Source organism: Kitasatospora purpeofusca (assembly GCF_000718025.1).
Classification (GTDB): domain Bacteria; phylum Actinomycetota; class Actinomycetes; order Streptomycetales; family Streptomycetaceae; genus Kitasatospora; species Kitasatospora purpeofusca.
This window is the reverse complement of the sequence record NZ_JODS01000026.1, coordinates 54,863-78,076: the sequence shown is the minus strand read 5'-3', so window position 1 is coordinate 78,076 and position 23,214 is coordinate 54,863. Positions and strand designations below refer to the sequence as shown.

Here is a 23,214-nt window from a genome sequence, read left to right as displayed (position 1 = left end):
GGCCGGGCCCTTCCGCGTGATTCGGCCGGTGGTCCGGCTCGTCGTTCGATCAGCCCGCCGCCGCGAGCTGGCCGCAGGCGCCGTCGATCTCCTGGCCGCGGGTGTCGCGGACGGTCGTCGGCACGCCGTGCGACTGGAGCCGCCGGACGAACTCCCGCTCGTCCTCGGGGCGCGAGGCCGTCCACTTGGAGCCCGGGGTGGGGTTCAGCGGGATCAGGTTGACGTGCACCCGGTGGTTCTTGATCAGCCGGCCGAGCAGGTCCGCCCGCCACGCCTGGTCGTTGATGTCCTTGATCAGCGCGTACTCGATGGAGATCCGGCGACCGGACTTCTCGGCGTAGTTCCACGCCGCGTCCAGCACCTCGGCGACCTTCCAACGGGTGTTGACCGGCACCAGCTCGTCGCGGAGCTCGTCGTCCGGAGCGTGCAGCGACAGCGCCAGACGGCAGCTGAGCCCCTCGTCGGCGAACCGGTACATCGCCGGGACCAGGCCGACGGTCGAGACCGTGATGCCGCGCTGGGACAGGCCGAAGCCGTCCGGCGCCGGGTCGGTCAGCCTGCGGATCGAGGCCAGCACCCGCTTGTAGTTGGCCAGCGGCTCGCCCATGCCCATGAACACCACGTTGGACAGCCGGGCCTCGCCACCGGGGATCTCCCCGCTGCGGAGCGAGCGCATCCCGGCGGCGATCTGCTCGACGATCTCGGCCGTCGACAGGTTGCGGGTCAGCCCGGCCTGGCCGGTGGCGCAGAACGGGCAGTTCATGCCGCAGCCCGCCTGGGAGCTGATGCACATGGTGACCCGGTCCGGGTAGCGCATCAGCACCGACTCGACGAGCGTGCCGTCGAACAGCTTCCACAGCGTCTTGCGGGTGGTGTCGTCGTCGCAGGACACGTGCCGCAGCACCGACATCAGCTCGGGCAGCAGCCCCTCGATGAGCTTCTCCCGGCTTGCGGCGGGGATGTCCGTCCAGCTCGCCGGGTCGTTCGACATCCGGCCGAAGTAGTGGTTGGAGAGCTGCTTCGCGCGGAACGGCTGCTCGCCCAGCTCGGCGACGGCCTCCTTGCGCTCGGCGGGGCTCAGGTCGGCGAGGTGTCGCGGGGGCTTGGCGCCGCGCGGCGCGACAAAGGTGAGTTCTCCGGGCTTAGGCATGGTTCATCCAGTGTCGCAGACGCGCGAGGGCCCCGGACGCCGTGCGTCCGGGGCCCCGGGCCGGGGCGGGTGGCCTCAGCTGCCCACGAAGGCCGCCAGCAGCAGCCAGACCACCGGGGCGGTCGGCAGCAGCGAGTCCAGCCGGTCCATGATGCCGCCGTGACCGGGCAGCAGGGTGCCCATGTCCTTGATGCCGAGGTCGCGCTTGATCATCGACTCGCCCAGGTCGCCCAGGGTCGCGGTGACCGCCGCGCAGCCGCCCAGGATCAGGCCCTGCCACCAGCTGCCGCCGTCGATGATCAGCTCCATCAGCAGCGCGCCCGCCAGCATCGACAGGCCGATGCCGCCGGCCAGGCCCTCGCGGGTCTTGCCCGGGCTGATCGTCGGCGCCAGCTTGGTCCGGCCGAACTTGTAGCCCACCGCGTAGGCGCCGGTGTCACTGCACACCGTGACGATCAGGAACAGCACGATCCGCTGCGGACCGTCGTCGGCCGCCAGCATCATCGCCACGAAGGTGGCGAGGAAGGGGACGTAGAAGGCGGTGAAGATGCCCGCCGTTATGTCCCGCAGATAGTTCTCCGGCGGCTCGGCCATCCGCCAGACCATCACCGCGAGGCCGGTGAGCGCGAGCGAGGCCGCCGCCCACTGGATCCCCGACCAGTAGCCGGTGGCGACCATCGCGATGCCGCCCACGACCAGCGGGACCAGCGGCGCCTTGATCTCCTTGCGCTCGGCGAGCCTGCTGGTCAGCTCCCAGACGCCGACCGACACCGCCGCGATCACCACGGCCAGGAACAGGGCCTTGACGAAGAAGAGCGAGGCGACGATGACCGCGCCGAGGCCGACTCCCACGCCTATCGCGGCCTGGAGGTTGCGGCCACCGCGCTGCTTGCGCTGCGCCGGCTGAGGCTGCGGATCGGGCTGGGCCACTGGTGTCTCCTGCCCTGGGTGGGACGACGGCACGAGGAACGGCTGCCCCGCCGCCGGTCCGCCCGGCACACCGGGGTGACCCGCCGCGACCGGCGGCGCCTGCGGCGCCGACGGCCCCGGGTACGCCGCGGCGCCCGGGTACGGTCCGCCGACCGGGGCGGACCTGGCGTCGTCGGTGATCGCGCGCAGCACGACCGTCTCCGACGCGCCCGGCTCCACCGCCCCGGGCTGCTCGTCGCGGAACAGCGGTCCGCTCAGCCGGCCCGTCTCGCGGGACGACCCCTCGGCGGGGTCGGGCCCGGACGGGGCTGCCGGCTGCGGGCCCGGGTCGGCCGGAACGGGAGGCATGACCTGAGTCTCCTCCGCGTCGGGGTCCCAGTACACCGGAGGCTGCTGGGAGTGACCCGTTCGGTGGCCGGGGTCACCCGAGCCGTACTGCCCGGGCCGGTCGTACTGGCCGGGTCGGTCGTACTGCCCCGGCCGGTCGTACTGCCCGTGCGGCGGCTGCGCCGGGTACCCGCCGGCGGCGGGCGCGCCGGACGGACCGGACGCGCCGGGTGCGCCGGGTTCACCGGCGGCCTGCGCAGGCGTGCCGGGGGCCTGCGCAGGCTCGTGCGGACGGTACGGCTGGTACTGCTGGTCGGACGTGCCCCAATAGCCAGGGGCGTCAGGGGCGTCGTTCATCAGACCTCGAGCAGCTCGGCTTCCTTGTGCTTCAGCAGCTCGTCGACGGTGGCCACGTACTTGGCCGTGGTGTCGTCGAGCTCCTTCTCGGCGCGACGGCCGTCGTCCTCGCCGATCTCGCCGTCCTTGACCAGCTTGTCGATCGCGTCCTTGGCCTTGCGGCGGACGGCGCGGATCGAGACCTTGGCGTCCTCGCCCTTGCCGCGGGCGACCTTGATGAACTCCCGGCGGCGCTCCTCGGTCAGCTCGGGGAGCACGACCCGGATGATGGAGCCGTCGTTCGACGGGTTGACGCCGAGGTCGGAGTCGCGGATCGCCTGCTCGATCGCCTTCAGCGCGGTCTTGTCGAACGGCGAGACGACCGCCATCCGGGGCTCCGGAACGGAGAAGGAGGCCAGCTGGTTGATCGGCGTCACGGCGCCGTAGTACTCCGCGACGATCTTGGCGAACATCGCCGGGTGCGCGCGGCCGGTGCGGATGGCGGCGAAGTCGTCCTTGGCGTGGGCGACGGCCTTCTCCATCTTCTCCTCGGCGTCGAGGAGGGTCTCTTCGATCACTGTGATCTCCCTGTCCGGTTCATCTGCTGGTGTCCCGACCGGGGTCGGGCGCCGGAGCCTCGCGGCGGCGCCGTCCGGTACGGCTGGTTACTGCTCAGGCCCGGACAGAATCCTGGCTGATGAGTGTGCCGATCTTCTCACTCTTCACCGCGCGCGCGATATTGCCCTCCGCAAGCAGCTCGAAGACCAGCATCGGCAGGTTGTTGTCCTTGCACAGCGTGATCGCGGTGAGGTCGGCCACCTTGAGGTCGCGCGCGATGACCTCGGAGTACTCCAGCGCGTCGAACTTGACCGCGTCCGGGTTGGTGCGGGGGTCGGAGTCGTAGACGCCGTCCACGCCGTTCTTGCCCATCAGCAGCACATCGGCGTGGATCTCCAGCGCCCGCTGGACGGCCGTGGTGTCGGTGGAGAAGTAGGGCATGCCCATACCGGCGCCGAAGATCACCACGCGGCCCTTCTCCAGGTGCCGGACGGCGCGCAGCGGCAGGTACGGCTCGGCGACCTGGCCCATCGTGATGGCGGTCTGGACCCGCGTCTCGATGCCCTCCTTGACCAGGAAGTCCTGGAGCGCCAGGCAGTTCATGACCGTGCCGAGCATGCCCATGTAGTCCGAGCGGGCCCGGTCCATACCACGGACCTGGAGCTCGGCGCCGCGGAAGAAGTTGCCGCCGCCGATCACCACGGCGACCTCGGTGCCCGCGCGGACGACCGTGGCGATCTCACGGGCGATCGCGTGCACGACGTCCGGATCGACGCCGAGCCCGCCGCCGCCGGCGAAGGCCTCACCGGACAGCTTCAGCATTACCCGGCGGCGCGTGCCGTCCTGGATCTCCCGCGCGGTCTCCTGCGTCTCCTGCATGGACTTCTCCTTCTGCACCTACTGGTTCACAGGCGCGGGTGTGCGGGTGCCCGGCCTGCGCGTACACGCGAGGAGGCCACTGCCGCGGGAACCGGTTCGGTGTCCTGCACGGCAATGGCCTCCTCGTCGTTCATGTCGCCGACGCGGCTCGCCCGTGAACGGATGGCGCTGGGTGAGCCCGTACGGCGCGTTCCCCGTGGCCCTGGTCAGCGGGCGGGGGGCGGTTCCCAGCCTACGGCCGGGGGGACCGGTGGAACGTGGCTCAGGCGCCGACGCGGAAGCGGGCGAAGCGCTTGAGGGCGACGCCGTTCTCCTCGAGGACCTTGGCGACGGTCTTCTTGTTGTCCTTCGCGAAGGCCTGCTCCAGGACGGAGTTCTCCTTCACGAAGCCGGTGACGCGACCCTCGACGATCTTCGGCAGGGCGGCCTCCGGCTTGCCCTCCTCGCGAGCGGTGGCCTCGGCGACGCGGCGCTCGTTCTCGATGTCCTCGGCCGGGATGTCCTCGCGGGACAGGTACTTCGGCGCGAAGGCGGCGATGTGCTGCGCGACGTCCTTGGCGACCTCGGCGTTCTCCTTGTCCAGCTCGACGAGGACGCCGACGGCCGGCGGCAGGTCGGGGCTGGTCTTGTGCAGGTAGACGGCGACGAAGCCGTCGCCACCGAACTGCGCGAAGCGGCGGAAGACGATCTTCTCGCCCAGGGTCGCGTTGGCCTCGTCCACGAACTGCTGGACGGTCTTGCCGGCCTCGATCTCGGAAGCCAGGGCGGCGTCCAGGTCGGCCGGGGCGCTCTTCGCGACGTGGGCGGCGATCGCGTCGGCGACCTGGACGAAGTTGTCACCCTTGGCGACGAAGTCGGTCTCGCAGTTCAGCTCGACCAGGACGCCGGACTTCTTGTCCTCGGCGATCAGCGCGGCGACGGCACCGTTGGAGGCGTCGCGGCCCTCACGCTTGGCAACGCCCTTCTGGCCCTTGATGCGCAGAAGCTCGACGGCCTTCTCGACGTTGCCCTCGGCCTCGTCCAGGGCCTTCTTGCAGTCCATCATGCCGGCGCCGGTGAGCTCACGGAGCTTCTTGACGTCCGCGGCGGTGAAGTTCGCCATGGTGTGAATCTCTTCTCGCGTCTCGCGTGTCTGCGTGGAGTAGCGCCGGGACCGATGGTTCGGCCCCGGCGCGGGAGAGAGGGGCACCGACCGGTGTCGTACCGGCGGGTGCCCCTCACCCTTGGTACGTCAGGCCTGCTCGGCCGGAGCCTCGGCGGCGGGGGCCTCGGCGACCGGGGCAGCCTCGGCCTCAGCGGCGGGGGCCTCGACGGCGGCGGCCTCGGCGGCCGGGGCAGCCTCGGCGTCGGCGGCGGGGGCCTCCTCAGCCTTCTTCTCGCCCTCCAGGATGTCCTTCTCCCAGTCGGCGAGCGGCTGGTCGGCACCCGGCTCGGCCTTGACGTCGCCCTTGGCGACACCCGCGCGGGACTTGAGGCCCTCGGCGACGGCGTCGGCGATCACGCGGGTCAGCAGGGTGACGGAGCGGATCGCGTCGTCGTTGCCCGGGATCTTGTAGTCGACCTCGTCGGGGTCACAGTTGGTGTCGAGGATGGCGACGACCGGGATGTTGAGCTTCCGGGCCTCGCCGACCGCGATGTGCTCCTTCTTGGTGTCCACGATCCAGACAGCGCTGGGAACGCGCTGCATGTCACGGATACCGCCGAGGGTCTTCTCCAGCTTGTCGTGCTCGCGCTGGAGGACCAGGAGCTCCTTCTTGGTGAGGCCGGAACCGGCCACGTCCGAGAAGTCCAGCTCGCCGAGCTCCTTGAGGCGCTGCAGGCGCTTGTAGACGGTCGAGAAGTTGGTCAGCATGCCGCCGAGCCAGCGCTGGTTCACGTAGGGCATGCCCACGCGGGTGGCCTGCTCGGCGATGGCCTCCTGGGCCTGCTTCTTCGTGCCGACGAAGAGGACGCTGCCGCCGTGGGCAACGGTCTCCTTGATGAACTCGAAGGCGCGGTCGATGTAGTTCAGCGACTGCAGGAGGTCGATGATGTAGATGCCGTTGCGCTCGGTGATGATGAAGCGCTTCATCTTCGGGTTCCAGCGGCGGGTCTGGTGACCGAAGTGGACGCCGCTCTCAAGCAGCTCCCGCATCGTGACGACGGCCATAGCCGTGCTCCTCAGGTGTTACGCCCGGCTCCCACGCAGCGGCGTCACGGGAGGCGCGCGATGGCGCTTCCCGTTCGGCTGTTGCGAACGGCCGGGTCAGGCTCGGTTTTGTCCGTGGCGGCCAGGTGACAGCCACGCCTGACGCCCCGAACGTGCCGAGCCGCTTCCCCCGGCGGTCCTGGGACCGGTCGGGCTCGGCGGACCGAGCGGCACTCGCACCTGGCGGGGGCGGCGGCTGAGCCGCTGTCCGACCGCCGGTGGCGGGGCGTGCGAAGTCGACCCGGCGGACCGGGTCGCGTGTGAAGTGTACGGGAAGCGCCGAGCGCCGAGCGACTCCGCGGAAGGCGGGCGGGCGGGGACCGGCCAGGTCCGGGGCACCCGGGCGGCGGTGTTGGGCTCCCGTGAACCTGCCGGGGTCCACCCGTTGGAGGGATGGCCATTGTCCCCAGGGGCCGGTTGTCCACAGGAAACGGGCCCCCGGTGGCAGGGCCGGGCCGCCCCGGGGAGCCTCGGCGGCATGACTGTCGGCGTGGGGGTGGTGGGTGTGGATGTGGGTGTGGGTGTGGGTGTGGACGCAAGTGTGGGCGTTGGTGCCGCTCCGGACGGGAGGGGCGGCGGGACGGGGGCGAGGCGGCGGGTGGTGTTGGTCGTGACGGTGGTGGCGGTCGCCCTGCTGACCGGTGGCCCGCCCGGGGCGCCCGGGGCGCTCGGGCATGCCGCAGGCAGGGCGGCCGGGGCGACGACCGGTGGCGCGGGAGAGACCGGGGCTCCCGGGATGAGTGAGGGCGGGCGGTGGTGGCCGGTGGACGGGTCGGACGGGAGGCCGGGCGCCGTGGTCGGCCGCTTCGAGCCGCCCGCGCGACCGTGGGGCGCGGGCCACCGGGGCGTCGACCTGGCCGCAACCGCCGGCGCGGAGGTCCGCGCCGCCGCGCCGGGGGTGGTGACGTTCGCCGGGCCGGTGGCCGGACGGCCGGTCGTCACGGTCACCCATGCGCCGACGGGATCCTCGGCGTCCGCGGCTCCGCCGGCTCCCCCGCTGCGGACCACCTATCTACCGGTGGACGGCACCCTCCCGGTGGGGACCGCCGTGGCGGCCGGACAGGTGATCGGACGGCTCGCCCCCGGCGGCGGCCACTGCGCCGACGGTCCCTGCCTGCACTGGGGCCTGCTGCGCGGGAAGCGCTACCTCGACCCGCCGGCCCTGTTCGGGAGCGGTCGGGCCCGACTGCTCCCGCTCGACCGTCCGACGGAACCGACCGTCGCCGCCGCGCCGGTCCCCCCGGCCGGACCGCGTGCCGTCCTCGGAGCCCGGCGGTTCAGCTCGGGCCGAGGCCGTACAGCGCGAGGGCGACGGCGGCATCCGCGATCACCTCGGGACTCTCGGCCCGGCCGCCCGCGGCCCGGTGCTCCGCCTGCCGCACCGCCGCTTCGACGATGCCCTGGAGCAGCGCGGCGGCCAGCCGGGGCTGCTCGTGGCCGAGGTCCTCGAGCGCCTGGACCACCAGCCCGACCAGCGTCCCGTGCGCGGCCCGGATACGCTCCCGGGCCGCGTCGTCCAGCTCCAGCGCGGAGATCGCCGCAACCGCGCGGTGGCGCGGATCGGCGGCCAGCGCGAGCTGGCTCCGGACATACGTCTCGATCCGCTCGGCGGCGGTGTCCCGGCTCGCCATCCCGGCTTCGATCTCGGCGGCCCACAGCGGGAAGTCCACCTCGCAGAGCGCTTCCACCACCGCCGCGCGGGAGCGGAAGTACTCGTACACCGAGGAACGCGCGAGCCCGGTGCGCATGGCGAGCGCGGGAAAGGTCAGGGCTTCCATGCCTCCCTCGGTGAGGAGACTGCGGGCAGCATCGAGGAGGGCTGCCCGCTGCATCTGGCGATGCTCGGCCACACTGGCTGCTCGGATCTTCGGCACGCCCTCCACTGTACGGAGCCCTACATCCCGCCGGTACGGTGCCGCGTACGGCGACGGATACGGAGGGATGCGTTCCGGGGCGCGGGGCGCCGACCCGGCGTACGCGGCGCACCGACCGGTCCGCGCCACGACCGGCCGGGGCGTGTCCGGCCGAGGGGCGTCCGACCGGGGACGGTTTTCGGCCGAGGGTGTTCGGCTACCGGATGTCCGATAGCTTGGCGCGCAGCTGGAGCACCGACTTGGTGTGGATCTGGCTGACCCTGCTCTCGGTCACCCCGAGGACCTGGCCGATCTCGGCGAGCGTCAGCCCCTCGTAGTAGTAGAGCGTCACCACGGTCTTCTCCCGTTCGGGAAGGGTGTTGACCGCCTGCGCCAGCAGTCGGCGCAGCTCCCGGTCCTCGGCCACCTCGACCGGGTCGTCCGCCCCGTGGTCCTCCAGCGTCTCCATCAGGCTCAGCCGGTCGCCGCCGTCGCCGACGGGGTGGAGCAGCTCGTCGAGCGCGACGACGTTGGCGAGCGAGAGCTGGCTGAAGATGGTGTGCAGGTCCTCGATCGCGATGCCCATCTCGGCCGCGACCTCGGGCTCGGTCGGCGTTCGCCGCAGCCGGGCCTCCAGCGTCGCGTAGGTGCGCTCGACCGCCTTCGCCTTCTGCCGCACCGAGCGCGGGATCCAGTCCAGCGCGCGCAGCTCGTCGATGATCGCGCCGCGGATCCGGCTGATCGCGTAGGTCTCGAACTTGATGGCCCGCTCGATGTCGAACTTCTCGATCGCGTCGATCAGCCCGAAGACACCGGAGGAGACGAAGTCGGCCTGCTCGACATTGGACGGCAGGCCGACCCCGACCCGGCCCGCCACGTACTTGACGAGCGGTGAGTAGTGCAGGATCAGCTGCTCCCGCAGCCGCTGATCGGCCGTCTCCTTGTAGGAGCGCCAGAGCTCTTCGAGCGCCGTGCGCTCGCGGCGGGGAGCCGGCGCCCCGGCGGACGCGGGGGCGGCCGTGTCGGCGGGAGCGCCGGGCGCGTCCGGGCGGTCGTCGTGCGCCCCGGTGAGCGCCGGACGGCCGCCCTGCCGCGCCAGGGCCCCCATCGCACCCGTGGACTTGGACGGGTACTCGGTCGCGGTCCGCCGCTCGGTGCGCGGCCCTCCCGAGGACCGGGCGCCACCGGTCACTCGGTGTCCGGGAATGTGTGTGGGCATACGTTGGTCTGCGCCGTTCTGCCGAGTCATGTGCTGATAGGGAAGGCATGGCGAGCGTAGCGTGACCGACTCGCTGCAGAGTGCTACCGCCACTCGGTCGTCCCCCGATCCGGTGGCGTTCGTGTCGCCCCACCCGGGCACCGGGGGTGGACGAACCGGATGCCCGCCCCGCCCGGCCGTTCCGCCCCGTCAACCCCGCGCCCTTCCTCGTCCTCCTCCCGGTCGCCCTTCGGGGGCGCGTCCTCCTGACGCTCCGCCCCACACCGCCCCCATGCTGGCCCCCGAGCCGTTCCGCCGTCACCGTCCGGACGGGCCGTCACCTCCTCCGCACCAGGCGCCAGTGCGCGCCGTGGCGCTCGACATGGCCGAGCGAGCCCAGCTCGTAGAGCCGCTGGAGCACCTCGTCCGGCGGAAGTCCCGACTGTCGGGCCAACCGCTCCACCGGCGCACCCTCCGCGGTGGCCGGCACAGCCTCCAGGACCCGTGCGGCCTCAGGCTCCAGGAGGTCCCTGGGCAGCACCGGCCCGCTGCGCTGCGGCGCCAGGTCCTCACCGATCGCTCCGATCAGCTCGGCGACCTCGGCCGCGTCGGTCACGACCGCGGCGGCGCCGCTGCGGATCAGCGCGTGCACCCCGGCGGAGAGTTCCGAGGTGACCGGCCCGGGCACACCCATGGTGTGCCGGTTGAGGTCGCGGGCGCGTCTGGCGGTGCTGAGCGCCCCGCTGCGCAGCGCCGCCTCGACCACCACGGTGCCGCGGGTCAGCGCCGCGATCACCCGGTTGCGCAGCACGAACCGGAACCTGGTCGGGTGCTCCCCCGGCGGAAGCTCGCTCACCAGCAGTCCCTGTTCGGCGATCCGGCGGATCAGCGCGGTGTTGCCCCGCGGGTAGGCCACGTCCACCCCGCAGGCCAGGACACCGACCGTCGGACCGCCGACCGCCAGCGCGCCCCGGTGGGCGGCCGCGTCGATCCCGTAGGCGCCGCCGGACACGACCACCCAGCCGCGCTCGGCGAGCTGTGCGGCGAGATCACCGGCGACGTGCGCACCGTACGCCGTGCAGGCCCGGGCCCCGACCACCGCGACCGATCGCAGGGCGAGCAGGCGCAGCGACCCCGTCCCGAGCACCCAGAGCCCGGTGGGCCGACCCTCCCCGAGGTCGTCCAGCTGGCTCGGCCACTCGGTGTCGCCCGGAATGATGAAGCGCCCGCCGACCGCGCGCACCCGCTCCAGATCGGCGACCGGATCGAGGTCGACCGCCCGGGCCCGGAAGGCCGCCAGTCTGGCGCTGTCCACGCCCAGCTGCTCGGCCGGGGCGTCGCCCCGGATCGCCCGTACGACGTCCAGTGCGTCGAGGCGGGCGAGCCAGCGGCCGAGCGTGGCGTCCCCCGGTTCGCCGAGCCGGCTGAGCGCCGCCCTGGCGAGGCGCTCCGGCTCGGGCCGGGACCGGGCCTGCGGCCCCGGCTCGGGGACGGCTGCCGGATCGGTGGGCGGGTGCTGCGGGAGGTTGTTCGCGGTGAGACTCATGTGCCGCTCCCCTCGGGCTTCTCGGGCTTCTCGGGCTTCTCGGGCTTCTCGGTGGGGGTGGGTTCGGGCGGGCGGCGGGCGGACCGGGAGCGGGTGGGACGGCGTCCGGCCCGGGCGTCCGGTGACTCCTGAGGTCGCTCCTCCGGCCGCTCGTCCGACCCGTCGCCGGAACGGTCGCCCGTCAGGTTCTCGGCGAGGTCGTCGGACCGGTCGGGGTCGTCGGCACGGTCCGGGCGGTCGGCGGCGGGCCTCGGACTGCGGAAGAACTGCTCCGTCAGTGGAAGCCCCTGTTCCACCCCGGTGCGCAGCACGAGGGCAGTCCGGATGTCGCGCTGTTCGGGGCGGTCCCGGCCGGCGAGGTCGGCGACGGTCCAGGCGACCCGCAGCACCCGGTCCAGACCCCGGGCGGTCAGCAGTCCCCGCTCCAGCTGGCGCGCCGCGTCATTCAGCGCGCCCGGCGCCAGCTGCCAGCGGGTGCGCAGCTCGTGTCCGGGGACCTCGGCGTTGGTCCGCCACGGTGTGCCCGCGAGCCTGGCCGCCGCGCGCTCACGCGCCGCCAGTACGCGGGCCGCGACGACCTCGGTGGTCTCCGCCGAGGTGTCGCGCTGCATCAGCTCGGCCCTGGTCACCGGGGCGACCTGGACCTGGAGGTCGACCCGGTCGAGCAGTGGGCCGGACAGCCTGCCCTGGTAGCGGCTGACCATGGCGGGCGTGCACTCGCACCCCTCGCCCCGCCGCGAGTGGCGCCCGCACGGACAGGGGTTGGCTGCCAGACAGAGCAGGAAGCGGGCGGGCAGCCGGAGCGATCCGGCGGACCGCGCGATCACCACCTCGCCGGCTTCGAGCGGTTGGCGAAGCGCGTCCAGGACCCGGACGGGGAACTCGGGCGCTTCGTCGAGGAACAGGACCCCTCGGTGGGCCAGCGAGACCGCACCCGGTCTCGGCAGGCCGCTGCCGCCGCCGACGATGGCGGGCATGGTGGTCGAGTGGTGCGGGGAGCAGTAGGGCGCGCGGTCGATCAGCGGCCGGCCGGCCGGGAGCAGGCCGGCGACGGAGTGGACCGCGGTGACCTCCAGCGCTTCCTTCTGGGTCAGCCTCGGGAGCAGCGCCGGCAGCCGCTCCGCCAGCATCGTCTTGCCCGCGCCCGGCGGGCCCTTGAGGTAGAGGTGGTGACCGCCGGCGGCGGCGATCTCCAGGGCCCGGCGGGCCTCGTACTGTCCGGCCACGTCGGCGAGGTCCATCCGGGCGGCCGCCTCGTCGGGCAGGCCGCGCACCCCGGCGCTGGGGAGCATGAGGCCCGCCATCAGCGGGTCGGGGCGCCCGACGAGGCGGTCGGGGGGCTCCTCCGGCTCGGGGGCGCCGGTGAGCACGGCGATCAGCTGGCGCAGGCTGCGCACGCCGATCACGCTCACTCCGGGGACCAGCTCGGCCTCGGCGGCCGTCTGATCGGCGACCACCACCCGCTCGTAGCCGGCGTCGGCGGCCGCCAGCACCGACGGGAGGATCCCGCGGACCGGACGCACCCGCCCGTCCAGCCCCAGCTCCCCGATGAGCAGCAGGTCGGCGATCGCCGAGGGGTCGAGCCGTTCGGCCGCGGCCAGTACGGCGCAGGCCACGGCGAGGTCGAAGCCGCTGCCGCTCTTGGGCACCGACGCCGGGCTCAGTCCTACGGTCAGTTTGCGCTGCGGCCAGGCCTCGCCGCTGTTCACGACCGCCGCGCGGACCCGGTCGCGGGCCTCGGAGAGCGCCTTGTCGGGCAGGCCGACCAGGGTGAACGCCGCCACCCCGGGCTCCAGGTCGGCCTGGACCTCGACAATCACCCCGTCGACCCCGACCAGGGCCACGGAACACGTCCGGGCGAAGGCCATCTAGACCACCCCCCGCAGGTGGTCGACCGTGGCCGCGCCGCGGACCCGGTTGATGACGGCGACGAGGTCGATCCGGACGCCGCCCGGCGGGACGGGCGCCCATGGCGGGTCGGTGGGGCCGGGCCGGTACTCGGGCCCCGCCAGCCGGGCGAAGTGGCCGGGCCAGCGCTCGGACATCCAGCGCTCGGCCAGGCGGCGCAGCCGGTCCGCCTTGATGTGGTCGATGGCCTCGCTGGGCTGCTGGAAGCTCCGCTCGGAGCGGGTCTTGACCTCGCAGACCGCCACCGTGTCGCCGTCGAGGGCGACGATGTCCAGCTCGCCCTCCACGCACCGCCAGTTGCGGTCGAGGATGCGCAGCCCCTCCTCGGCGAGCCGGCGGGCAGCCACGCTCTCGCCGTAGCGGCCGAGGCCGGTGTTGCCGAGCCTCGCCGGTCCGACCCCGGCGGGCGCGGGCAGGGCCGTTACGGGCGGGGCGGGCTCGGTCGGAGCGGATGCGGGCGTGACGGAGCCCGGGTCGGCCTGCGGGGGCGGGCCTCCCGCAGGGCCTCCCGCCGGGGCGCGTGCCGCCCGTCGGCGTGACTGCCCGTCCCGCCGGGCCTTCTCGGTCTGCTGGCGCGTGGCGCGCTCGATGTCCTGCACGGTGACCACCTCCGACGGGGAGGCTGCCGTGCGATCCGGAAGCGGACCAGAGGGTTGTTATTTCCTGTGGAAAACCCGGGCCTGTGGATAACTCCTGTCACCCACGGGAGTGAGAATTCCGGAATATCCGAAATTCCCCTGGACATCCGGGGACCGGGCGGTCCAACGTCAGTTCCCGAAGCCGGACTCGTCCGAGGGCAGCTCCAGATCGCTCTTCGCGAGTTCCTCGATGTTCACGTCCTTGAAGGTCAGCACCCGGACCTTGCGGACGAACCGGGCCGGCCGGTACATGTCCCAGACCCACGCATCCGCCATCGACACCTCGAAGAAGACCTCGCCCTGTACCGAGTGCACCTGCAGCTCGTAGTCATTGGTGAGGTAGAACCGTCGCTCGGTCTCGATCACGTACTTGAACAGGCCGACGACGTCCCGGTACTCCCGGTAGAGCTTGAGCTCCATCTCGGTCTCGTACTTTTCGAGATCTTCGGCACTCATCCAGGCGTCCCCTCAACTTGTCACGTCCACCCATTGTGGACCACCGCACTCACCCTCAGAGCCGTACCGGGGCGACCGGCGGCCCCTCGGTCAACAGCCGCTCCAGAAAGTCCACCAGTCCGACCGGATAGACCGTCTCGGAGGTGGACCGCAATTCCTCGACCGTCCACCAGCGCGCCGCGAGCAACTGGGCGTGTTCGTCCTCGCCCATGCCCGAGTGGTCCAGCACCGTCCGTGTCGTCCGGGCCAGGTGGAACCACTGTTCCTGCTCGAACCGCTGCCCCTGATAGGAGAACGAAGCATTGCCGTACGCGACCACCGGTCCCAGCTCCACGCCGCGCAACCCGGTCTCCTCCACCAGCTCCCGCTCGGCGGCGTCCCGGACGTTCTCCCCCTGCTCCAGTCCCCCGCCGGGGGTGAACCACCAGGTGACGCCGGGCGTCGCCGGGTCCGAGCCATGGAAGAGCAGCAGTCGGTCCTGCCCGTCGAGCAGCAGGATCCGCGAGGCCCTGCGCCGCTGTGCCGCCATGACGAGCCTCCACGCTCCCTCCGTCCGCCCCGGTCGTTCCCCCGATCCTGCCACCCGGCGCGGTCGTCCGGGGCGAGGTTCGGCAGAGCGGTCCCGGCGCGGGCGGCACCGGCCGGGGTCAGGCGGTGCGGCGACGGCGGCGCGCCAGGCCCACCGCACCGCCCACCGTCGAGGTCACGACGATCGTCGCCGCGCCTACGACGCTCGCCCAGAACGCGGGCTCCAGCGGCCCCGGGCCCGCCGGCCGGTGCCCGTCGATCGCGTCGAACGCCGAGGTGCCGCTCAGCAGCGCCATCCGGCCGAACGGCAGCACGGTGGCCTCCACCCTGGCCTGCACCTCGGTGGCCGGGACGGTCCCGCCGTCCGTCTCCAGGTGCACCCGGGAGTCGAGCGAGCCGAGCCGGTTGTCACCGAGCAGGAAGAGCCGGCCGGGCGGCACCTCCACATTGAAGGAGGCGCCCTGGGCACCTGTGCCGGCGAGGTAGGGCTCGTCCACCGGCTTGCCGTTCACGGTCAGCCGCCGGTCGCCCTCGCCGACCGCGACGGTGTCCCCTCCGACCGCGACCACGCGCTTGACCATGAGCTCGCCGCCCCAGGCCTGGTCGCGGAAGACCACCACGTCGCCCCGCCCGATGTCCGAGCCGTCGGACTTCCTGGCCAGGACGGTGTCCTGGGCCTGGAGGGTGGGCGCCATCGAGGCGGTCGGGATGTTGTAGGGCCGGTAACTCACGGCGATCACCGCGAAGCCGCCGATCAGCAGGACCAGCCCGAGGCCGAGCAGTACTCCCTGGGCCACGGCCGCGGGTCCGCGCCGGCGGCGGGCAGCGATCGGCGGATTGTCGGTCGCGCGTTCCACGACACTGCTCATCGATACCGTCCAAACCCAGACCGACCCGGAAACGCCCACGGCGCCGCGCCGGGACGACGGGCGGAAAACCCGGCGGGCCGTGGCACGTCCGAGCAGATTACTCGTCGGTACCACGGCCCGCGCAAGACCCGGGCGCCCCCGGCCGTCGTCAGGACCGGTCGTCGCGGTCCGTCCCGTTCCACCGCCGGCGGACCAGCGGGAGCAGTGCGACGGCGCCCACGGCACCGGCCGCGGCCGGAATCGCGGGCAGGGCCGCCGCCGCAAGCCCCTTCTGGTCGAAGGTGTCCGGCACCGGCAGCGTCGCCCAGCGGTTGATCGGCCAGGCCACCACGAAGGCACGCCCGATCACATCGTCCACCGGGACTGTGCCGCCACCCGGCTGGTCCATGTGGAAGCGCGAGTCGAGCGAGTCGGCGCGGTGGTCGCCCATCACCCAGATCCGGCCGTCCGGGACCTTCACCGGACCGAAGGGCTTGGTCCCGCAGGGGGTGTTGCCGGGATAGACGTAAGGCTCGTTGAGCGCGATCCCGTTGACCTTCACCGGGCCCTCGCCCTCGCACTCGACGGTGTCCCCGCCGACCGCGATGACGCGCTTGATGAGGTCCTTCTCGTTGTCGGACGGCATCAGGCCGACGAAGCTCAGCACGTTCTGGACGCCCCGGACGAAGGAGTTGCTGCTCTCGTTGGTGGGCTCGTCCGCCAGCCAGCCGCCCGGGTCGTGGAACACCACGACCTCGCCGCGCTCCGGCTCGGCGCCGAACCACGGGGTGAGCTTGTCCACCAGGACCCGGTCACCGACCTGGAGCGTGTTCTGCATCGACTCCGACGGAATGGAGAACGCCTGGACGAAGAACGTCTTGATCACGAGCGCCAGCACGAGGGCGATGCCGATGAGGATCGGCAGTTCCTTCCAGAACGACCGCGGCTTGCGCTCCTTCCGCTCCGGCTGGTCCTCGGTGCCGCCCGCCGGCTCGGTGCTGTCCGGGGTGGGCTTCGAGACGTCGTCCGTGCCGTCGCCGTGTTCGTCCGCGGAATGGGCCGCCGCGTCCTCGGCCGAGGCCGTAGGCGCCGCGGCATCCGCGGACCGGGCCGCCCGGCCGCCGACACCCTCGGGCTCTCCGGCGCCCGAGCGGGCGCCGATCACCAAATCCCCCACAACGTCTCCTCCCTGCTGTGCGGACGCCTGCGCGTCCGCGCTCACAGTGCCGCACAGCGGGCACCACGTTCCACGATCGGCCGCGCCCGCCGGAACCGCCCCTGCGGGGTGTCCGACACCGGCACAGCCGTCGGGCGCGGCTCGTCGCAACGGCCGCACCCAGCACTTCTCTATCACTCCCGGACATCCGGCTCGCGGTCCCACGCGCGCGTTCCGACCGTCCACCGGCCCGGCCGGGCCTACAGCCTGGGTCGTCCCACCCGGCGGCCGACGAGCGGAAGGATGCCCAACACACCCATAACGAGCGGAGGTTCCTCAGGGATCGGGTCAACACCCACCGCGTTCCGCGCAGTTCCGGGGTCCGTCGGACCCCGCGCCACCGAGGAGAGTGAAACCGGCACATCAAGTTGATGAACCCGGCCGACCGGCCAGGCGATCATGAACGCCCGCCCCAGCACCCCGCTCACCGGAATCGTGCCTTGGCCCGGATTTCCCATGTGGAAACGGGAGTCGGCGGAGACGTCCCGGTGGTCGCCCATCACCCAGAGCCGCCCCGGCGGCACCTTCACCTTGAACGGCTGCCGCGACGGCGGATTGCCCGACGCGAGGTAGGGCTCGTCCAGGGGCTTGCCGTTGAGGAGGAGCCTGCCCTGCTCGTCGCAGCACTCGACCGTGTCGCCGCCGACCCCGATCACCCGCTTGATGAGGTCCTGCTCGCTGTCGGAGGGCAGCAGTCCGACGAAGGTCAGCACCTGCTTGGCCCCGCGCAGGAGCGCACCGTCCGTCGACGCCCCGTGCTGGTTCTCCAACCAGCCGCCCGGGTCCTTGAACACCACGACCTCGCCGCGCTCCGGCTCGGCGCCGAACCAGGGAGTGAACTTGTCGACCAGAACCCGGTCCCCGATCAGGATCGTCTGCTCCATCGATCCCGAGGGGATCACGAAGACCTGCACCAGAAAGGTCTTCATCACCAGCGCGACGACCAGCGCCACCACGATGATCAGCGGGATCTCCCGCAGATGGGAGCGCCTGCGGCGACGGGCCGCCCTGCGAGCGGTGCGGCGGCGCTCGGCGCGGCCGCGCACCACCGGGGCATCGGCTGCGTCGGCAGTGCCCACCGATCCGCCGGCCTCCCGCGTCCCGGCCCAGGTGGGCTCCCCGGCCCCGGCTTCCGTCCCGGACCCGCCCACCGTCCCGGAGCCGGAGCCGGCTCCGGCCGAGGGCTCGGAGCCGGCGTCCGGGCGGTCGGCGAGCCGCCCCCTACCCCTGCTCCCCATGGCCGCCCGTCCCTTCTGCAGCGGCGTAGGCGTCCGGCCGGTCCAGGTCGGCCCAGTGTCCGACCGGGTAGACCACCCAGGCGGCCCGCCCGATCACCTTGGACTCCGGGACGAAGCCGCCCCCCGGTTCGCCGAGGTGGTCGCGGGAGTCGCGGGAGGCACTGCGGTGGTCGCCCATCACCCAGAGCTTGCCGGGCGGCACCACCACGTCGAAGGCCACATTGGACGGCTCGTCCCCCGGGAAGAGCAAGCCGGACTCGTCGACCGGCACACCGTTGACGGTGATCGGGTGGCCCGGGCCGGCGCTGGTGACGCGGTCGCCGCCGATGCCGACGACCCGCTTCACGTAGACGGAGTCACCGGCCGGGACCAGTCCGACCTCCCGGCCGAAGGAGCGCAGCGAGGTCCCGAGGCCCGCGGGTTCGAGGGGCTTGCGCAGAAAGGAGCCGGTGCCGTCGAAGACGACCACGTCGCCGCGGCGCGGATGGCCGCCGAAGGCGTAGGAGAGCTTGTTCACGATCAGGCGGTCACCCGGGCGCAGGGTGTTCTCCATCGATTCGGAGGGCACCGAGAACGGGCGCGCCACGAAGGCGTTCACCAGCAGCAGTACGAACAGGCAGATACCGGTGAGCAGCAACAGCTCGCGCGAGCGCGAGCGCCCGCCCTCCCCCGGGTCCTCGTCCGCAGTGGCCCCGCCGTCCGCGTCGGCCCCGTCGGCCGCGCGGTCCAAGCCGCCCAGACCGTCCAGCCCGTCCGAGGCGCCCGACGGACCCGCGGCGCCCGGGCCGTCCTGCGGCCCCCGGTCGACCGCCTCCCCCGCATCGGGCGCCACCCTGGCGTCGGGCGCGGAAACGACCGCGGACCGCGTCGGCGAGTCCGCACCGGTGGGTGCGGGACGGCCGTCGCGGTCCGCGGGTGGTTCGTGCGTGCTCATCGGGGGCTGAGCCTACCGTGCGGCAGCTCGGCCCCCCAGAGCGATCCCGATCCCCCGGCAGTGCCGGGGGCCGGTGGATCAGCGGTCGCGCTTCTCCTTGATCTTCGCGGCCTTGCCGCGGAGGTCACGCAGGTAGTACAGCTTGGCGCGGCGAACCGCACCGCGGGTCACGACCTCGATCTTCTCGACGATCGGGGTGTGCACCGGGAAGGTGCGCTCGACACCGACGTTGAAGCTGACCTTGCGAACGGTGAAGGTCTCACCGATGCCGGCGCCGTGACGGCGGATGACGACGCCCTGGAAGACCTGGACACGGGAGCGGTTGCCCTCGATGACCCGGACGTGAACCTTCAGGGTGTCACCGGCGCGGAAGGCCGGAATGTCGCTACGCAGCGAGGCCGCGTCGACAGCAGCGAGCTTGTTGCTCATGTTGCTCTCCATCGCAGGCGCCACGGGCCGCCCACGGAAGTCGTCACAAATGGGGTTCGCTGCGGGCCGCACCGGTTACCGACGAGCCCCCCGTGGCGGGGGCGACGGACCACGTGACCCCTACGGGAGGAGCCCAGCGACAGACAGCAGCGGCCTATTCTTCCACACCATCGGCCGCGGACCGAAATCGGCCGAGGTGCTCGTCCCAGGCCAGGCCGAGCACGCTGAGCGCCTCGCGGTCCTTCTTGTCGAAGTCCGCGTGCCGCCAGCGCGCCACCAGGTCCGCCCGGTTCGCCAGCGTGCGGGCGAAGGCCTGCTCGCGGCGCCAGCGGGCGATCCGGCCGTGGTTCCCGCTCAGCAGGACGTCCGGCACGGTGCGGCCGCGCCACTCGGCGGGCTTGGTGTAGACGGGCCCCTCCAGCAGGTCGGCCATCGCGCCGGGCGCGAAGGAGTCGTCCCGGTGGGACTCGGCGTTGCCGAGCACGCCGGGCAGCAGCCGGGCGATCGCCTCGACCATGACCAGCACCGCGACCTCGCCGCCGGCCAGCACATAGTCGCCGATCGACGCCTCGACCACCGGCATCCGGGTGGCCGCCTCCTCGATGACCCGCCGGTCGATGCCCTCGTACCGGGCCGGGGTGAACGCCAGCCAGGGCCGGCCGGCCAGCTCCTGCGCGAGTTCCTGGGTGAACGGCCGGCCGCTGGGGGTGGGCACCACCAGGGTCGGCACCTCGCCCTCCGGCCCCTGGCCGAGCACCGCGTCCAGGGCCTCGCCCCACGGCTCGGGCTTCATCACCATGCCGGGGCCGCCGCCGTACGGACTGTCGTCGACGGTCCGGTGCACGTCGTGCGTCCAGTCCCGCAGGTCGTGGACGTGCACGTCGAGCTGGCCGCGGGCGCGGGCCTTGCCGACCAGCGAGATGTTCAGCGGCTCCAGGTACTCGGGGAAGATCGACACGACGTCGATCCGCATCCCGTCCCGCACGGAGGGCCGCTCGGACGACACCGCGGACGACTCCGCAGACGACTCCGCGGACACGCCCACAGGCTCCCCCGCGTCCGCCGTCACGGCCGCCGCGCCTTCCTCAGTGCTCAACGCGATTCCTCCGCGTCACCGGCGTCGGCAGCAGCGTCGTCACCGGCACCGGCCTCGGCGCCGTCACCAGCGCCGTCACCAGCAGCACCGTCACCAGTGCCGTCACCGGCCGCGACCTCGGCCTGGCCCAGGTCGATCAGCCCGACCGGCGGGTCGATCACCGCGCGCTGGTTCTCCAGGTCGATGGTCGGCACGATCCGGGTGACGAAGGGCACCAGCGCCTCCGTACCGTCCGGCTTCCGCACCGTGAGCAGGTCCTGGTACGGCAGGTGGACCACCTCGGTGAGCTCACCGACCAGGGTGCCGTCGAGCAGGACGACGTCCAGGCCGATCAGCTGGTGGTCGTAGTACTCCTCCGGGTCGTCCGGACGCTCCTCCGGGTCCACCTCGGCGATCAGGATCGTGCCCCGCAGCTCCTCGGCGGCGTTGCGGTCCTTGACGCCGGCGAACCGCAGCAGCAGCCGCCCGCTGTGGACCTTGCCCGACTCGACGGTCAGCGGACCCGCGGAGGCCGGGTCGGTGAACAGGACGGCACCGGGCCCGAGCCGGAGCTCGGGCTCGTCGGTGCGGACCTCGACGCTGACGTCCCCCTTGATGCCGTGGGCGCGGCCGATCTTGCCGACGACGAGCTGCACGGTGATCGTTCTCCTGGATGAGTGCTGCGGAGTTGCGGAGTTACGGATTTGCCGCCGGAACGGCGAAAGCCGGCCGGGACGACATGCGTCCCGGCCGGCCTCGAAACCCTGACGGCTGAACGAGCAGCCGGATCAGCGAATGTTGTCCACGTCGACCAGGTCGACCCGGACGTTGCGACCGCCGAGGGCGCCGACGACCGTGCGCAGAGCACGAGCCGTACGACCACCCCGGCCGATCACCTTGCCGAGGTCATCGGGGTGCACCCGCACCTCGATGGTGTTGCCCCGACGCAGGTTGCGCGAGCGCACCTGCACCTCGTCGGGGTGCTCGACAATGCCCTTCACCAAGTGGTCGAGGGCATCCTCGATCACGCTCAGGCCTCGGCGTCGGCGTCGGCCTCGGCCTTGTCCGACTTCTTGGCCTTCGGGGTGATGGCGACACCGGTGGTGGCGTCCTCGAAGCCAGCGACGGCCTTGGCGAACAGGTGCGAGAAGTCCTCGACCTTCGGCTCGGCAACCAGCAGCGGCGCCGGGGCCGGCAGGCCCTTGAACTTCTGCCAGTCGCCGGTCAGCTTCAGGATCGCGAGCACGGGCTCGGTCGGCTGGGCGCCGACGGACAGCCAGTACTGGGCGCGGTCGCTGTCGACCTCGATCTTCGAGGGGTTGTAGGTCGGCTGGTAGAGGCCGATCTCCTCGATCGCACGGCCGTCACGCTTGGTGCGGGCGTCGGCGACGATGATGCGGTAGTGCGGGGAGCGAATCTTGCCGAGACGCTTCAGCTTGATCTTGACTGCCACGGGAGTGGATTCTCCTGGTGTTGACGTGGGTGAGCGGCCCTGCCCTCGCGTGGGGTTGCGTGGTGGGCCGTTCAAGGGACACGCCAGCCGTAGGAGAGAGGGGTCCTGCCCGGCTGCCGGGTACTCAGCGGTCCATTCTGCCACAAGGGCGCCCTACCCCCGAAAACAGGTCGACCGGGAGCCCCCGCTCCCGGTCAGCCCAACACGTGCGCCTTCGCGGCGCACCTCCCTGGCGGATCGCGGTGGACCGCCTCCCGGACCACCGGCCGACTGTCGGCCGATCGCCCGCGGACATCCGCAGACCCCCTGCGGATCCCCTTGCGGTCACCGTTCGTCACTGCGGCCGGACCACTGCCCGCACAGTCGCCGGCCGGCTCTCCTGGTTCCCCGGGCCTCAGGTCTCCCCGAGTCCCGGAACTTCCCGAACTGCGCAATCACGTGAACTGCGCGACCCGGATCACTCGACCCGGACTGCGCAACGCGCGTTGCACCGCTCGCGTGACGCGACCCGCGTTACGCGATCTTGAACGGCTGCTGGCACGCGCCGCAGACGATGGACGCCTGGGCGAGCACCGACGGGACGACCCGGACGTTGCGCCCGCAGCCGCAGACCGCCTTCACCCGGACGCCGCCCCCGGAGGAGCCGTGCCGGGCGGCCGGGCCGCGGAAGGCGCGCGAGGCACCCTCGCCGGCCACCGCCTCCTGGTGCGCGCCGAGGGCGCGGTCCAGGCGTTCGATGGTGTCGGCGTACCGCTCGCGGGTCTCCTTGAGCATGGTCACCTGGGAGAAGCCGCTACTGGCGTGCGGTTCGACCGGGTGCGCCAGGCCCAGCTCGGAGGCCAGGAGCAGGAAGCGCCGGTTGTGGTAGCGGCCGGCGCGCGAGGTGTCCCGGATGTCCCGGGCCGCGGCCAGACCGTGGGCAGCCTCGTGGAGCAGCCGCTCGAAACCGAGCCGGGTGCCACAGGCCGAGGAGGACTCGCCGATCAGCGCCTCGGGCGAGGCGAGGTCGGGGAGGTCCTGGTGGTAGGCCTGGATGTCACTCCAGGCGGCGGCCAGTTCGGCCGCGAGAACGAGGGGCTGTGTCGTGCTCACGCTAGACCAACGATGGAGTAGGAGCTGATGTTCCGCGTGTTCCCGTTCCCCGGGATTTCCCAGGAAACTCTCAGGAATGTGCGACCTCGCGCGAAATGCGCGTTCCGGATCTGACGCAAGACCAACCCCCTACAGGTTCGGGCCCCGTCGAGCTCGACGGGCGCCTCGTCAATTCCGCCCGGAGACGGGCTGTCGCCCCCAGGACGTACGGCCCGCGGTCCTGTCGAGTTGACAGGGCCACGGGCCGTACACCGTACCGCTATTCCGTTAATACCGGCAGTTGACCGACCAGTAGGGATGTCGACAGGTGAGACGTCCGTGGAACAACACCGCTCATCGGACGTTCGAATTTCCTGTCGGCAAGGTCGAGAACCGTCAGAACGCGTCGCCGGGCATCGTTTTACGGCAACATCCTTCGCGCACGGGAAGCGCCG

General features: G+C 72.3%; 22 protein-coding genes and 2 pseudogenes. 1 reads left to right on the top strand and 23 read right to left on the bottom strand.

Annotated features, from left to right (window positions below; genetic code table 11):
- Positions 1-49: 49 nt before the first annotated feature.
- From rlmN to rpsB, 6 genes are all read right to left on the bottom strand, one after another.
- The gene (rlmN, locus tag IF01_RS0130200; protein WP_030396757.1) at positions 50-1,150 is read right to left on the bottom strand and encodes a dual-specificity RNA methyltransferase RlmN; all 1,101 of its coding nucleotides are present in this window, start codon (positions 1,148-1,150) and stop codon (positions 50-52) included.
- 75 nt (positions 1,151-1,225) lie between these two features.
- Entirely contained in the window at positions 1,226-2,428 is a 1,203-nt protein-coding gene (locus IF01_RS0130195; RefSeq protein WP_369826152.1) for a phosphatidate cytidylyltransferase, read from the bottom strand.
- A gap of 335 nt (positions 2,429-2,763) precedes the next feature.
- Entirely contained in the window at positions 2,764-3,321 is a 558-nt protein-coding gene (gene frr / locus IF01_RS0130190; RefSeq protein WP_030396755.1) for a ribosome recycling factor, read from the bottom strand.
- A gap of 94 nt (positions 3,322-3,415) precedes the next feature.
- Positions 3,416-4,180 (bottom strand): UMP kinase, encoded by a 765-nt coding sequence (gene pyrH, locus IF01_RS0130185; RefSeq protein WP_030396754.1) that lies wholly within the window; start codon positions 4,178-4,180, stop codon positions 3,416-3,418.
- Between the two features lie 262 nt (positions 4,181-4,442).
- Positions 4,443-5,282, bottom strand: coding sequence for a translation elongation factor Ts (gene tsf, locus IF01_RS0130180; RefSeq protein WP_030396753.1), 840 nt, complete (start codon positions 5,280-5,282; stop codon positions 4,443-4,445).
- Between the two features lie 129 nt (positions 5,283-5,411).
- Entirely contained in the window at positions 5,412-6,329 is a 918-nt protein-coding gene (gene rpsB / locus IF01_RS0130175; protein ID WP_030396752.1) for a 30S ribosomal protein S2, read from the bottom strand.
- Between the two features lie 517 nt (positions 6,330-6,846).
- On the opposite strand from rpsB, the pseudogene IF01_RS51390 reads away from it, so the two are divergent.
- A pseudogene (locus IF01_RS51390) lies at positions 6,847-7,464 on the top strand (peptidoglycan DD-metalloendopeptidase family protein); the annotation flags it as partial.
- A gap of 181 nt (positions 7,465-7,645) precedes the next feature.
- Here IF01_RS51390 and IF01_RS0130170 read toward each other — a convergent pair.
- The 17 genes and pseudogenes from IF01_RS0130170 to IF01_RS0130090 all read right to left on the bottom strand — a co-directional run bounded on the left by IF01_RS0130170 (position 7,646) and on the right by IF01_RS0130090 (position 22,780).
- Positions 7,646-8,218 (bottom strand): TetR/AcrR family transcriptional regulator, encoded by a 573-nt coding sequence (locus IF01_RS0130170; RefSeq protein WP_030396751.1) that lies wholly within the window; start codon positions 8,216-8,218, stop codon positions 7,646-7,648.
- Between the two features lie 220 nt (positions 8,219-8,438).
- Positions 8,439-9,413 (bottom strand): RNA polymerase sigma factor WhiG, encoded by a 975-nt coding sequence (gene whiG / locus IF01_RS0130165; protein WP_341845512.1) that lies wholly within the window; start codon positions 9,411-9,413, stop codon positions 8,439-8,441.
- A 343-nt stretch (positions 9,414-9,756) separates the two neighbouring features.
- Positions 9,757-10,965 carry a DNA-processing protein DprA gene (dprA, locus tag IF01_RS0130160; protein ID WP_078880443.1) on the bottom strand — a complete coding sequence of 403 codons (1,209 nt, stop codon included), beginning with the start codon at positions 10,963-10,965 and terminating at the stop codon, positions 9,757-9,759.
- A 275-nt stretch (positions 10,966-11,240) separates the two neighbouring features.
- Positions 11,241-12,833: pseudogene (locus IF01_RS0130155) on the bottom strand (YifB family Mg chelatase-like AAA ATPase); the annotation flags it as partial.
- The gene (locus IF01_RS0130150; RefSeq protein ID WP_030396747.1) at positions 12,834-13,289 is read right to left on the bottom strand and encodes a YraN family protein; all 456 of its coding nucleotides are present in this window, start codon (positions 13,287-13,289) and stop codon (positions 12,834-12,836) included.
- Positions 13,290-13,640: 351 nt separating this feature from the next.
- Positions 13,641-13,967, bottom strand: coding sequence for a DUF2469 domain-containing protein (locus tag IF01_RS0130145; RefSeq protein WP_030056781.1), 327 nt, complete (start codon positions 13,965-13,967; stop codon positions 13,641-13,643).
- 55 nt (positions 13,968-14,022) lie between these two features.
- Positions 14,023-14,496: an NUDIX hydrolase gene (locus tag IF01_RS0130140; RefSeq protein WP_030396746.1), complete on the bottom strand. Its 474-nt coding sequence runs from the start codon at positions 14,494-14,496 to the stop codon at positions 14,023-14,025.
- Between the two features lie 118 nt (positions 14,497-14,614).
- Positions 14,615-15,364, bottom strand: coding sequence for a signal peptidase I (lepB, locus tag IF01_RS42500; RefSeq protein WP_063764333.1), 750 nt, complete (start codon positions 15,362-15,364; stop codon positions 14,615-14,617).
- Positions 15,365-15,512: 148 nt separating this feature from the next.
- Positions 15,513-16,520 (bottom strand): signal peptidase I, encoded by a 1,008-nt coding sequence (gene lepB / locus IF01_RS0130130; RefSeq protein ID WP_030396744.1) that lies wholly within the window; start codon positions 16,518-16,520, stop codon positions 15,513-15,515.
- A 239-nt stretch (positions 16,521-16,759) separates the two neighbouring features.
- A complete protein-coding gene (lepB, locus tag IF01_RS0130125) occupies positions 16,760-17,638 on the bottom strand; it encodes a signal peptidase I (protein WP_341845511.1) in 879 nt (292 codons plus the stop codon).
- Positions 17,639-17,780: 142 nt separating this feature from the next.
- A complete protein-coding gene (gene lepB / locus IF01_RS0130120) occupies positions 17,781-18,731 on the bottom strand; it encodes a signal peptidase I (RefSeq protein WP_063764332.1) in 951 nt (316 codons plus the stop codon).
- Positions 18,732-18,809: 78 nt separating this feature from the next.
- The gene (rplS, locus tag IF01_RS0130115) at positions 18,810-19,160 is read right to left on the bottom strand and encodes a 50S ribosomal protein L19 (protein ID WP_030396741.1); all 351 of its coding nucleotides are present in this window, start codon (positions 19,158-19,160) and stop codon (positions 18,810-18,812) included.
- Positions 19,161-19,314: 154 nt separating this feature from the next.
- Positions 19,315-20,133 (bottom strand): tRNA (guanosine(37)-N1)-methyltransferase TrmD, encoded by an 819-nt coding sequence (gene trmD, locus IF01_RS0130110; protein WP_030396740.1) that lies wholly within the window; start codon positions 20,131-20,133, stop codon positions 19,315-19,317.
- Between the two features lie 119 nt (positions 20,134-20,252).
- Positions 20,253-20,891: a ribosome maturation factor RimM gene (gene rimM / locus IF01_RS0130105; RefSeq protein WP_030396739.1), complete on the bottom strand. Its 639-nt coding sequence runs from the start codon at positions 20,889-20,891 to the stop codon at positions 20,253-20,255.
- Between the two features lie 132 nt (positions 20,892-21,023).
- Positions 21,024-21,263, bottom strand: coding sequence for an RNA-binding protein (locus IF01_RS0130100; protein ID WP_030056773.1), 240 nt, complete (start codon positions 21,261-21,263; stop codon positions 21,024-21,026).
- Between the two features lie 2 nt (positions 21,264-21,265).
- Positions 21,266-21,688: a 30S ribosomal protein S16 gene (gene rpsP, locus IF01_RS0130095; protein ID WP_030396738.1), complete on the bottom strand. Its 423-nt coding sequence runs from the start codon at positions 21,686-21,688 to the stop codon at positions 21,266-21,268.
- A gap of 513 nt (positions 21,689-22,201) precedes the next feature.
- A complete protein-coding gene (locus IF01_RS0130090; RefSeq protein WP_030396737.1) occupies positions 22,202-22,780 on the bottom strand; it encodes a hypothetical protein in 579 nt (192 codons plus the stop codon).
- Positions 22,781-23,214 lie beyond the last annotated feature (434 nt).

What these genes read in the sequence shown, in the direction of transcription:
- trmD (WP_030396740.1), bottom strand. Translation starts at nt 20,133, where the DNA reads ATGCGGATCGACGTCGTGTCGATCTTCCCCGAGTACCTGGAGCCGCTG.
- tsf (WP_030396753.1), bottom strand. Translation starts at nt 5,282, where the DNA reads ATGGCGAACTTCACCGCCGCGGACGTCAAGAAGCTCCGTGAGCTCACC.
- pyrH (WP_030396754.1), bottom strand. Translation starts at nt 4,180, where the DNA reads ATGCAGGAGACGCAGGAGACCGCGCGGGAGATCCAGGACGGCACGCGC.
- lepB (WP_063764333.1), bottom strand. Translation starts at nt 15,364, where the DNA reads ATGAGCAGTGTCGTGGAACGCGCGACCGACAATCCGCCGATCGCTGCC.
- IF01_RS0130195 (WP_369826152.1), bottom strand. Translation starts at nt 2,428, where the DNA reads ATGCCTCCCGTTCCGGCCGACCCGGGCCCGCAGCCGGCAGCCCCGTCC.
- dprA (WP_078880443.1), bottom strand. Translation starts at nt 10,965, where the DNA reads ATGAGTCTCACCGCGAACAACCTCCCGCAGCACCCGCCCACCGATCCG.
- rplS (WP_030396741.1), bottom strand. Translation starts at nt 19,160, where the DNA reads ATGAGCAACAAGCTCGCTGCTGTCGACGCGGCCTCGCTGCGTAGCGAC.
- IF01_RS0130140 (WP_030396746.1), bottom strand. Translation starts at nt 14,496, where the DNA reads ATGGCGGCACAGCGGCGCAGGGCCTCGCGGATCCTGCTGCTCGACGGG.
- lepB (WP_063764332.1), bottom strand. Translation starts at nt 18,731, where the DNA reads ATGAGCACGCACGAACCACCCGCGGACCGCGACGGCCGTCCCGCACCC.
- rlmN (WP_030396757.1), bottom strand. Translation starts at nt 1,150, where the DNA reads ATGCCTAAGCCCGGAGAACTCACCTTTGTCGCGCCGCGCGGCGCCAAG.
- IF01_RS0130145 (WP_030056781.1), bottom strand. Translation starts at nt 13,967, where the DNA reads ATGAGTGCCGAAGATCTCGAAAAGTACGAGACCGAGATGGAGCTCAAG.
- rpsB (WP_030396752.1), bottom strand. Translation starts at nt 6,329, where the DNA reads ATGGCCGTCGTCACGATGCGGGAGCTGCTTGAGAGCGGCGTCCACTTC.